Source organism: Seohaeicola sp., from assembly GCF_048006315.1.
Taxonomy (GTDB): Bacteria; Pseudomonadota; Alphaproteobacteria; order Rhodobacterales; family Rhodobacteraceae; genus Seohaeicola.
Genome location: NZ_CP180350.1, coordinates 1,163,336 through 1,173,775 on the forward strand (window position 1 = coordinate 1,163,336; position 10,440 = coordinate 1,173,775).

Genomic DNA, 10,440 nt, shown 5'->3' on the forward strand with positions numbered 1-10,440 from the left:
TTCTGGACCCATGAATCGCTCTGTCGGGGAGTGTAATCAACTCAAATAGATCTCTTTTCCTGTTTATTTCCAATATGTTGAGGCTCAACCAATCGTCATGGAAGGTATGTCCGAACGCGCCTATGCCGAGCACGCGGGCCTCTCGCGCGGGGCAGTGCAAAAGGCGCGCAAGACCGGACGGCTGGTGCTCTTCGCCGACGGGTCGATTAATGCCGCCGCCTCGGACGCGCGGCGCGGCAGCATGACAGATCCAGACCAGCAGATACGGTCACGGGGCGGTCTTGGCCCGGGTAGTGAGAGCGCAGCGATGGCTCCCAGTGCCGTCTCCGGCCCCGGCGACAGCACGTCCTATATCAAGGCCCGGACAGCGCTGACCGTTTACCAGGCGCAGGAACGCCAGCTCTCGATCCAGAAGAAGAAGGGCGAACTGGTGGACCGCGCGCGCGCCGAGACGCTGGTGTTTCGCCTCGCGCGCCAGGAGCGCGACACCTGGGTCACCTGGCCCACCCGGGTCGCGGCCCTGATGGCCGCGCAGTTATCCGCAGAGATGGAGAAGGCATCGGGCAGACCCGTGACAATCGAGACTGCGATCTTGCAGAGGGTGCTGGAAACCCATGTCCGAGAGCAGCTCGACGCCCTGGCCAACCTCAGGGTCTCGCTTGAATGATGAGGAGAACACATCTGATCTGACCGAAGGCCTCGATCTCGCCTTTGACGGCGCCGAGGATATCCTGCGCGCCTGGCGCCGAGGCATGCGGCCTGACCCGGACCTGACAGTGTCCGAATGGGCCGACAAACATCGTAAGCTGTCATCGCGCGCCTCGGCTGAACCCGGGCAATATCGCACGGCTAGAACGCCATATCTGCGCGCCATTATGGATGCGCTGTCGCCAAACCACCCAGCTCAGCGGATCAGCTTCATGAAAGCCGCCCAGGTTGGGGCCACGGAAGCGGGTAACAACTGGATCGGTTTTGTCATCCATCACGCGCCGGGCCCCATGCTGGCGGTGCTGCCCACGGTCGAGATGGCAAAGCGCACCTCGCGCGGTCGGATCGACCCTCTGATCGAGGACAGCCCGGCGCTGAAGGAGCGCGTCCAGCCGGCGCGCTCACGAGATGCGGGCAATTCGATGCTGTCGAAGGAGTTCCCCGGCGGCATTCTGGTGCTGACCGGTGCGAACTCGGCCACGGGCCTGCGATCGATGCCCGCGCGCTATGTGTTTCTGGACGAGGTCGATGCCTATCCGGCCTCGGCTGACGAGGAAGGCGATCCGGTCAGCCTAGCTGAGGCGCGCACCACGACCTTCGCGCATCGGCGTAAGGTGTTCATGGTCTCTACGCCCACGATCCGAGGGCTGTCGCGCATCGAGCGCGAATTCGAGACCAGTGACCAGCGGCGGTACTTCGTGCCCTGCCCGCATTGTGGCCATAGGCAATGGCTGCAGTTTGAACGGCTGCGCTGGGACAAGGGCCGGCCGGAAACGGCAGCATATCACTGCGCGGGCTGCGAGCGTCCCATCGCCGAGCACCACAAGACGCAGATGCTCGAGCGTGGTGAATGGAGGGCCACCGCGACCGGTTCTGATCCAAACGCGATCGGCTTTCACCTCTCGGCGCTCTATTCGCCGATCGGCTGGAAAAGCTGGGAGCAGATCGCGCGGGACTGGCTGGCGGCCCAGGGCTCGGACGAGATGCTGCGCGCAGCGCGCAACACGCTTCTGGGCGAGACCTGGGTTGAAAGCGGCGATGCGCCGGAATGGCAGCGATTGGCGGACCGACGTGAGGTGTTTGCCGCTCAGGTGCCCATGGGCGGGTTGTTCCTGACCGCCGGGGCCGATGTGCAGAAGGACCGCATCGAGATCGACGTCTGGGCCTGGGGTCGAGGTCTGGAGAGCTGGCTGGTTGATCACATCGTCATTCCGGGCGGACCGGGTGACCCTGCCTGCTGGCAGGGGCTGACCGCGTTGCTCGGACAGACCTGGGCGCATGAGAACGGCGCGGTGATGCCGCTTGCCAAGCTGGCCATCGACACCGGGTATGAAACCGCCGCGGTCTACGCCTGGGCGCGGGCGCAGGGCATTGCGCAGGTGGCACCCGTCAAAGGCTTGGAGGGGTTCAACCGGGCGACGCCGGTGTCGGGCCCGACCTTTGTCGACGCGACCGTGAATGGACGTAAGCTCAAGCGTGGGGCGCGGCTCTGGACGGTGGCTACGGCCACCTTCAAGGCGGAAACATATCGCTATCTGCGGATAGAGCGGCCGTCCGAGCCAGAGGCGCCGATACCGGCGGGCACGATCCACCTGCCCGATTGGGCAGACAGCGAATGGCTCAAGCAACTGGTGGCCGAACAGCTGGTCACCATCCGCGACCGAAGCGGCTACGCCCGCCAGGAATGGCAAAAGATGCGCGAGAGGAACGAGGCGCTGGATACACGGATCTACGCGCGGGCCGCCGCGTGGATCCTCGGCGCCGACCGCTTTGACGAACGGATGTGGCGCCAGTTGGAGAAACAGGCCGGCGTAGAAACGACTGTCAAAGCACAGGGTGCCGAGCCCGAGAAACCGACCGAACCGCAGGCGGGGCGGATCAGCGCGCCACGGCGGCGCGGCTGGAAGATCAGCACGCCCAAATACATGGAATAGAACCCATAATGTGAGATGCGGAGACCTATCGGACCAGCAAAACTTGGATTTCGGCCAATGGGGTACCGTGAGTTTCGATCCAGGCAAGGCGCTCAGCGATAGCTGCAGCATTCTCCTGCCGCCAGATCTCGGCCCGTGACAGTGCGGTGCCATTTCTGCGCATCGCCGGCTTCAGCTGCGGGTTGTCGTTCATCGGCTTTGGCATCTTCGCCTCCTGCAACGGCACATTACACGTTCAGTCCCTTCAAGAGAAGATCAAGCGATGACCCTCGACGAGTTGAAACTCCGCCACAGCGCGCTGTTGGCCGCGCGCTACAGCGGCACACGGTCTGTGAGCTATGACGGTAAGACCGTGAATTACGGCACCGATGCCGAGCTCGCCGCCGCCATAGGCGATGTCGAACGGCGCATCGCCAAACTCGAGCGAGGCGCTGGACGCGTGCTCCGCCCCTTTGCTGTGAAAGACCTCTGATGAACTGGCGACAACGCCTTGGGGCGTTTATCGGGGGCTTCGATGCAGGCCAGCACCACCGACGCCTGCGCGGATTCCAGGCGACGCGGGCTCATGTCAACGCGCTGATCGCTGCATCGGGCCCTGACATTACCGCCCGTGCCCGGTGGCTGGTGCGCAACAACGGCTATGCCGTGAATGCGGTTGAAAGCTGGGCTGCCAACACAGTGGGTGACGGGATCAAGCCGATCTCGAAGCTGGCGGATGCGGCCCAAAAGGAAGAGCTACAGCGGCTTTGGCTCGCTTGGACAGACGAGGCCGACGCTGAGGGGCTAACGGATTTCTACGGGCTGCAGCGCCGGGCGGCGCGCGAGGTGTTCTTAGCCGGTGAGGTTTTCGTTCGGATCAGGCCGCGCCGGGTAGAGGATGGGCTCACAGTGCCCTTGCAGCTGCAGATGCTGCCTTCGGAAATGCTGCCGCTCCATGAAACGGGCGTGGCGCGCAACGGCAACGCCATCCGTCAGGGAATCGAGTTCGACCGGATCGGGCGGCGCGTCGCCTATCACTTCTTCCGCCGTCACCCGGGTGACAGCACCGATCCCGGGCTATCAGGCGAAATCGTGCGCGTTCCCGCCAGCGAGGTCATCCACGTGATCGACCCGGTGGAAGGCGGTCAGCTGCGCGGTGTGTCGAAACTCGCCCCAGCGATCGTGAAGCTCTTTCTGCTGGATCAATACGACGACGCCGAACTCGATCGGAAAAAGGTCGCGGCGATGTACGCGATGTTCGTGACCTCCCCTGCCCCGGAGAACCCGCTGGCGCCCTTGGACGACGAAGAGGTGCCAGCAGGCGTCGAGATCAGTCCGGGCCAGATCGTCCGGCTGGATCCTGGCGAGGATGTGACCGTGGGCCAGCCGGCAGACAGCGGCGCGACCTATGAGCCGTTCCAGTACCGGACGCTGCTGCAAATCTCGGCAGCGCTCGGGATCCCCTACCCCTACCTCGCCAATGACATGGTGAAGGGGAACTTCTCGAACTCGCGCCTTGCGCTGATCGAGTTCCGCCGTCGGGTTTCGGCCTGGCAGCATTCCGTCATGGTTCACCAGCTTTGTCGCCCGGTCTACGCGCGCTGGCTGGACATAGCCGTGCTCTCCGGAGCGCTGTCCCTGCCCGGCTATGAGGCGGATCGCCCGCGCATGCTGGCCGCCGATTGGCTGCCGACGAAATGGGACTGGGTCGATCCGCTGAAAGACGCCAATGCCGAGATCGCCCAGATCGAGGCGGGTCTCAAATCCCGCACCCAAGCCATCGCGGAACGGGGCTATGACGCCGAGCAGGTGGACCGGGAAATCGCGTCCGAACGCGAACGCGAACGCGCGCTGGGTCTCGACTTCCGCCGTCCGGGATCGCCCGCGCAGGGCGTGCAGGCATTGCCGACTGAGGACGATGGGGCTGGGCCAGACAATGTAGCCGATGACGCGGAAGACCGCCCGCGCCCTGACGAGGACCAAGCCTGATGCTCCATGCCCGCATTGCCGCGCGCGCTTTCAACACGCCGCTGCTGGTTGAACCCACAAAGGCCATGGCGTTTCTGTCGGGGCTCGGACCACGCATACTGGGGCGGCGCGTCGATATGGTGGACAGCGACGGAGCCCCAGATGGCGCCGCATATCTTCCCGCGCGCGCCAGCATTCTCGCGGGTGGCCTGACCGAGCGCCTCCAGCAACATGGCGATACGCCCTACCCGGTTGTCGATGGAATCGCGGTGATCGAGATCTCCGGCGTGCTGATCCATCGCGGGGGCTGGATCGGGCAATCCTCGGGCCAGACCAGTTACGAAGGGATTTCGACGCAGGTGCAGGCGGCTGCTTACGATCCGTCCGTTCGCGCGGTGGCGCTCGAGATCGACAGCTTTGGTGGGGAGGTCGCCGGCGTCTTCGACCTGGCTGATCAGATCCGCGCCCTCCGCCGTAACAAGCCCGTTTGGGCTTTCGTTGCCGAACATGCCTTCTCTGCAGGCTATGCGCTGGCCTCCCAGGCCGACCGCATCCTTCTGCCACGCACCGGTTCCGTGGGCAGCATCGGGGTTGTCGTCATGCATGCCGACCTCAGTGGTCAGCTGGATCAGGACGGTGTGCGCGTCACGCTGATCCACTCTGGCCAGCACAAGGTTGACGGCAACCCCTACGAGCCGCTGCCGGAGGGCGTGCGCGACGATATCCAGCGCGAGATCGACGTGCTGCGGTTCCTCTTCGCGGAAACCGTGGCCGCTGGCCGCGCCGGCAGGCTGAGCCAGGAGGCAGCGCTGGCCACCGAGGCGGCAACTTATCGCGGGGCGGATGCTGTCACCGCCGGCCTCGCTGACGAGGTCACCGATCTGGCGCGCGGCTTTGGCAGTTTCCGCCAAATGCTGTCCAGCACCCCGCCACGCTCATCCATGCGCGCGCGGCGCGCAGCCCTTCCCCAGCCTAAACAGGAGGCACTCATGTCCCAAGAGAACCAGCTCGACGACGGCACGCAGGACGCCGATGCTGATGTGACGAACACTGCAGAAAGCGAAAACGATGCCGCCGCTCCGCCGCCGGCCACGCCAGCCGAGGCCCCCGAAGCATCTCGGCGGTCTGTCTCGGCAGCTCCTGCTCCCAGCAATCTGGCAGACCTCTCGGTCGAGTTGCGCGAGGCGGCAGCGGAGATCGCCGAGATCGCGGCGCAAGCAGGCCGGCTCGGCATCGCGATCGATGCCGCCAAGGCGCTGCGTGAGGGCACTGCACCGGAGGCCCTTCGCAAACTGGTCCTTCAACGCGCATCCGCGGCAGCGGATGCCCGCGACATCGTTGCCGCGCCACCTTCGCCCGCTCTCCCCAAATCCGCTGAAAGCCCGATTGTGGCTGCCGCGAAGAAGGCTGCCTCGGCGGGCAGCAAGGGCTGAACCGTTCAACCCACCAGACAACTGACCGCCCACCTGATCCTCCGCCGCTCCTCCCCGGCGGGGGATTTCTTTTTGACCCCCAATCTTCAGGAGATTGCCCATGTCCGTGCTGACTCAACCGCCCACCATGGGCGATGTCCTCAAATACGAGCTGAACCCCAACTTTACCCGCGAGACCGTCACGCTGCTGGCCGGCACCACCTATCCCGTCGGCGCTGTGCTTGGCCGCATCACCGCCAGCGGCAAGATGAAGCTCAGCCCCGCCACAGGCACCGACGGCGCTCAGAACGCGGCCGCTGTCCTGCTCTACGACGTTGACGCAACGGCGGCTGATGCAACCGGCATTGTCGTCCTGCGTGGCCCCGCCATCGTCTCAAAAGCCGCGCTCGTGTTCGATGCCAGCGTCGATGACGCGACCAAGACGGTCGCCAAGCACGCCCAGCTGACATCGCTCGGCATCATCCCGCGCGACGCTGCCTGATCCGGCGCATCGCCCGTTCTTCCCGTCGCGCTTTCGCGCGTCACCCCTCATTCCCCGGAGTTCCCAATGACCATCACGCGCAACCCGTTTGACGCGGGCGGCTATTCGCTCACCGAGATGACGCAGGCCATCAACATCCTGCCCAATCTCTACACCCGCCTCGGCCAGATCGGCCTGTTTCGCTTTGAAGGCGTCACGCAACGTTCCATTGTCATCGAACAGCGCGAAGGCGTCTTGAGCCTGCTGCCCTCGGTCCCGCTGGGCGCGCCTGCCACTGTCGGCACCCGCGAGCAGCGCTCGATGCGAAGCTTCGCCCTGCCCTGGATCCCGCATGACGATGTGATCCTGCCCGCCGATATCCAGGGCATGCCCGCACTGGGCCTGTCCGATGCGGCTGACCCGCTGGTCGAGGTTATGAACCGCAAGCTGACGCTGATGCGCCGCAAGCATGCCCAAACCCGCGAATACATGGAGATGAATGCACTGCGCGGCATCGTGAAGGATGGCGCAGGCACCACCCTCTACAACTATTTCACCGAATTCGGGATCGAACAGATCTCGGTCGACTTCGTCTTCGGCACCGCCGGAACGAACGTACAGGGCAAGGTCCGAACCGTCTTGCGCGGGATTGAGGATAACCTGCTCGGAGAAACCATGACCACGGCGCATGCGCTGGTGAGCTCTGAGTTCTTCGACAAGCTGATCAGCCACCCCAAGACCGAAGAGGCCTACAAGTTCTTCTCGGCGACCGGCGGCCAGCCTCTTCGCGAGGACATGCGCCGCGCCTTCCCCTTCGCGGGCATCCTCTTTGAGGAATACAACGGCTCGGTCACCCTCTCGAACGGCACCTCGGAACGCCTGATCCCCACGGGCGAGGGCATCGCCTTCCCGCTTGGCACGTTCGACACCTTCACGACCTATGGCGGGCCCGCAAACCTTCTCGAGACCGCCAACACCGTCGGCTTGCCGCTCTATGCGCGCCAAATGATGGACGCCAAGGGCCGCTGGATCGATCTCATGACCGAGGCCTCGATCCTGCCGGTGAACAAGCGCCCGCGGCTGGCGATCCGGATCTTCAGCTCGAACTGAGGCCAGTTGGCATGACGGCCTTTGCCCGTGCTCTGGATTTGCTCTTTGCAGATCCAAACCTCTCGACCCCAGCGCTCTACGTCCCTCTTGGCGTTGGGCCTGGGGTTGGGCTCCGCGTGATGCGGCGCAGCCCTGACCGCATGACGGAATTCGGTGCGGCGCGGCTGGTCAGCGACAGCGTCGTTCTCGATGTGCGTGTCAGCGACTGTCCGGAGCTGGCTGCCGGTGATCGGTTTGAGATCGGTGGCGAGATCTTCGTCGTGCAGGGCTCACCGCAGCGGGATCGCGAGCGGCTGGTCTGGACGGCGGAGCTGTTGCCCTGGTGGCCGGATCCGCATGCCGACCTCGAGCAATGACGCGAGGATGGGCCAATGATCCGCATGGACATCGTCGGTGACATCGGCGCCATGATGGCCGCCGAAATCATCGCCGGCGAAAAGGCCGTCACGAAAGCAGTCGGGGATGCGGGCAGCAGCCTCAAGACCGCCTGGCGCGGACAGATCACCGGCGCAGGTCTGGGCGCACGCCTGTCGCGCACGATCCGCTCTGAGCTCTATCCCAAGGGTCAGCCGAGCCTGAATGCAGCCGCACTTGTCTGGTCCAAGGCGCCAGTGATCGTTGGCGCACATGACACGGGGCCCCTCATTCGCTCGAAGGATGGGTTCTGGCTCGCGATCCCGACGGCGGCGGCTGGAAAATCCGTCCGTGGTGGGCGGATCAGCCCGGGCGAGTGGGAGCGCCGACGAGGTCTTCGGTTGCGTTTCATCTATCGGCGCAGCGGGCCAAGTTTGCTGGTGGCGGAAGGTCGGCTGAATGCCCGTGGGCTCGGTGTCGCCTCACGATCCAAGACTGGTCGTGGGCTAACAACCGTGCCGATCTTCCTTCTGGTACGCCAGGTAAAGCTGAGGAAGCGGCTGGATCTGGATCGGGCTGCCAAGGCCGCGCAGGACGGAATCCCGAGCGCAATCGTCGCGAACTGGGTCGAAACTCGACTGGGCAGCTGAGGCGGATGGTGCCGGCACCAGGGATCGAACCCGGGACCTGATGATTACAAATCAACTGCTCTACCAGCTGAGCTATACCGGCGCCTGCGATGTTTCCTAAGTGGAAAAAGCGAGAAAGGGAAGTGGCGGAAGCGGTGGGATTCGAACCCACGGTAGGCTTTCACCTACGCTGGTTTTCAAGACCAGAGCCTTAAACCACTCGGCCACACTTCCTTTTGGTGCCCCCTGCCGGACTCGAACCGGCACGCCCGAAGGCAAGGGATTTTAAGTCCCCGGCGTCTACCATTCCGCCAAGGGGGCTTTGGTAGGCCCGGCAGGACTTGAACCCGCAACCAAAGCGTTATGAGCGCTCTGCTCTAACCAATTGAGCTACAGGCCCGGCGGTCGGTGTCTGACTGATTTTCATGGAGAAGGCAACAGAATGCCAAGCCCGCGTGAGACCATTCTAGCCGCACTTGCGGACCTTTTGCGAACGGTGCCGCATGTGCCGGTACTACGCGGCGAGGTCCTGCCCGAACGCATCCCGCCTTCGGGTCTGATGATCCTGCGTGATGGGAACCCGGGCGAGCCCGGCGTGACTCTGTCGCCCGTTATGTATCACTATCAGCACCGCGCCGAGCTAGAGGTAATTAAGCAGACCGGCGAGGAGCGCGATGCGCGCTTTGATCGCCTGATCGGGCGCATTGGGGCTGCCATTGCCGCCGATCGCACGCTGCGCGGCCGCTGCGACTGGGTTGAGGCCGAAGCACCCGAGCCGGTCGACCTACATGTAGAGGGTGCAGCCACCCTGAAGGCGGCCGTCGTGCCAATTATCCTGCATTACGCTGTGAGTGATCCGCTTGCATGAAGCCTTACCAGCGCAGCAGCCGGCTTGGATATGGCCTTGTGCAATGGAGATTGAACAGGTCAATTTCTGAGTGAGGTTAATCTTTCCAGTGCCTTCAGCGCAGACTTCGCATCATCAAACACAAGATCGACGTCTGCGACTTTCAGTAAGTCATCTTCAGAAAACTCCGTGGGTGGCGCAACACCGATCAGAGCATGAGGCTGCACGATACGCAGTTCGACAATCAGACTGATCATGTCCACCAGTCGCGCAGTTGTGCTGAAGGAGAGCCCGATAATCTCGGGGTGGGTGCGTTCAATATGGTCCACTAAGGCCGCCTGATCACGTCCAAGTTGCAGGTCAATGTCCCACCCGGCTTCCCGAAAGGTATCAGTCGCCACCATGATGCCAATCGAATGGAGTTCGCCTGGTACCGTCGCAAACAATGCGGCCTTGCTGCTGTAGTCCTTCCGTGAACCCTGAGTTCGATCTGATTTCACGGCCCGCATGAGAGCATAGAGATGACCGGTGCCGACAGCGACATCCAGAAAGCTTGCTTCACTGCCGTCCCAACGTCTCCCGAGCATCTGGGCGGCACCTGCAATGTAGCCATAGAAGAGTGCGTCTCGCGTTGCACCCTCAGCGCGCCGTTCCTCGATAAAGCGTAATGCAGCTTTGGATTGCTGCTGCACCAACAAGTCACAGAGGCAAGCTAGCTTGTCTGGGCTGACACTGGAGACCTCCGGCCGCGGCAACTGCGCTGCAAGACCGGCAAGCTTGCGGACAACAATAAGTGCCAGGCTTTGGAACGCCTCAGGTGCAAGGATCTGGCGCTTCTGCCGGAAGATAGTGGCAGTGCGTTCAAATGTGTTTTCGTCCAGAGACGCGGTTTCATCCTGCATGGGCTTGCTCCTGTGGCGAAATGATAAAGAAAGCCGCGAGCGGCGGACAGTTATCGAAAGCGAGCCGGATTACCACAGCCGACCAACGAACATCCAACTCTTCAGCAAAAAGTAGA

Annotated in this window: 12 protein-coding genes and 4 tRNA genes; 10 read left to right on the forward strand and 6 right to left on the reverse strand. The window is 63.4% G+C overall.

Translation table 11 applies throughout. The annotated features are described in order from the left end of the window. Nucleotides 1–97: 97 nt before the first annotated feature. Nucleotides 98–667: a hypothetical protein gene (locus ACMUJL_RS05855; RefSeq protein ID WP_375569732.1), complete on the forward strand. Its 570-nt coding sequence runs from the start codon at nucleotides 98–100 to the stop codon at nucleotides 665–667. After that, a complete protein-coding gene (locus ACMUJL_RS05860) occupies nucleotides 615–2,642 on the forward strand; it encodes a phage terminase large subunit family protein (protein WP_375569730.1) in 2,028 nt (675 codons plus the stop codon). Before ACMUJL_RS05855 ends, ACMUJL_RS05860 begins: the two co-directional genes overlap by 53 nt. Nucleotides 2,643–2,667: 25 nt before the next feature. Here the strand turns inward: ACMUJL_RS05860 and ACMUJL_RS05865 are convergent, their stop codons facing one another. After that, nucleotides 2,668–2,835 carry a type II toxin-antitoxin system CcdA family antitoxin gene (locus tag ACMUJL_RS05865; RefSeq protein ID WP_375569728.1) on the reverse strand — a complete coding sequence of 56 codons (168 nt, stop codon included), beginning with the start codon at nucleotides 2,833–2,835 and terminating at the stop codon, nucleotides 2,668–2,670. A 69-nt stretch (nucleotides 2,836–2,904) separates the two neighbouring features. Between ACMUJL_RS05865 and ACMUJL_RS05870 the strand changes: the two genes are divergently transcribed. The 7 genes from ACMUJL_RS05870 (at nucleotide 2,905) to ACMUJL_RS05900 (ending at nucleotide 8,596) form a co-directional block, all read left to right on the forward strand. Next, nucleotides 2,905–3,114, forward strand: a complete 210-nt coding sequence (locus ACMUJL_RS05870) for a phage head-tail joining protein (RefSeq protein WP_048599783.1) — start codon at nucleotides 2,905–2,907, stop codon at nucleotides 3,112–3,114. After that, a complete protein-coding gene (locus ACMUJL_RS05875; RefSeq protein WP_375569726.1) occupies nucleotides 3,114–4,610 on the forward strand; it encodes a phage portal protein in 1,497 nt (498 codons plus the stop codon). The genes ACMUJL_RS05870 and ACMUJL_RS05875 overlap by 1 nt, the downstream gene beginning before the upstream one ends. Continuing rightward, on the forward strand, nucleotides 4,610–6,022 hold the full coding sequence (locus ACMUJL_RS05880) for a S49 family peptidase (protein WP_375569724.1): 1,413 nt from the start codon (nucleotides 4,610–4,612) through the stop codon (nucleotides 6,020–6,022). Before ACMUJL_RS05875 ends, ACMUJL_RS05880 begins: the two co-directional genes overlap by 1 nt. A 100-nt stretch (nucleotides 6,023–6,122) precedes the next feature. Then, the gene (locus ACMUJL_RS05885) at nucleotides 6,123–6,503 is read left to right on the forward strand and encodes a head decoration protein (protein ID WP_375569722.1); all 381 of its coding nucleotides are present in this window, start codon (nucleotides 6,123–6,125) and stop codon (nucleotides 6,501–6,503) included. Between the two features lie 66 nt (nucleotides 6,504–6,569). Beyond that, nucleotides 6,570–7,592 carry a major capsid protein gene (locus ACMUJL_RS05890; RefSeq protein ID WP_375569720.1) on the forward strand — a complete coding sequence of 341 codons (1,023 nt, stop codon included), beginning with the start codon at nucleotides 6,570–6,572 and terminating at the stop codon, nucleotides 7,590–7,592. A gap of 11 nt (nucleotides 7,593–7,603) precedes the next feature. Then, the gene (locus ACMUJL_RS05895) at nucleotides 7,604–7,948 is read left to right on the forward strand and encodes a head-tail joining protein (protein WP_416914184.1); all 345 of its coding nucleotides are present in this window, start codon (nucleotides 7,604–7,606) and stop codon (nucleotides 7,946–7,948) included. Between the two features lie 15 nt (nucleotides 7,949–7,963). Next, nucleotides 7,964–8,596 (forward strand): DUF6441 family protein, encoded by a 633-nt coding sequence (locus ACMUJL_RS05900; protein ID WP_375569716.1) that lies wholly within the window; start codon nucleotides 7,964–7,966, stop codon nucleotides 8,594–8,596. Between the two features lie 6 nt (nucleotides 8,597–8,602). Here the strand turns inward: ACMUJL_RS05900 and ACMUJL_RS05905 are convergent. The 4 genes from ACMUJL_RS05905 to ACMUJL_RS05920 form a co-directional block, all read right to left on the reverse strand. Beyond that, nucleotides 8,603–8,678: transfer RNA gene (locus ACMUJL_RS05905), tRNA-Thr, on the reverse strand. Nucleotides 8,679–8,719: 41 nt separating this feature from the next. Beyond that, nucleotides 8,720–8,809 (reverse strand) — tRNA-Ser (locus ACMUJL_RS05910). A gap of 3 nt (nucleotides 8,810–8,812) precedes the next feature. Continuing rightward, nucleotides 8,813–8,896 (reverse strand) — tRNA-Leu (locus ACMUJL_RS05915). Nucleotides 8,897–8,898: 2 nt separating this feature from the next. Further along, nucleotides 8,899–8,975: transfer RNA gene (locus ACMUJL_RS05920), tRNA-Ile, on the reverse strand. Nucleotides 8,976–9,017: 42 nt separating this feature from the next. Between ACMUJL_RS05920 and ACMUJL_RS05925 the strand changes: the two genes are divergently transcribed. Then, on the forward strand, nucleotides 9,018–9,443 hold the full coding sequence (locus ACMUJL_RS05925) for an acyl-CoA transferase (protein WP_375569714.1): 426 nt from the start codon (nucleotides 9,018–9,020) through the stop codon (nucleotides 9,441–9,443). Nucleotides 9,444–9,502: 59 nt separating this feature from the next. Here ACMUJL_RS05925 and ACMUJL_RS05930 read toward each other — a convergent pair whose 3' ends face one another. Continuing rightward, nucleotides 9,503–10,324 carry a cobalamin B12-binding domain-containing protein gene (locus ACMUJL_RS05930; protein WP_375569712.1) on the reverse strand — a complete coding sequence of 274 codons (822 nt, stop codon included), beginning with the start codon at nucleotides 10,322–10,324 and terminating at the stop codon, nucleotides 9,503–9,505. Nucleotides 10,325–10,440 lie beyond the last annotated feature (116 nt).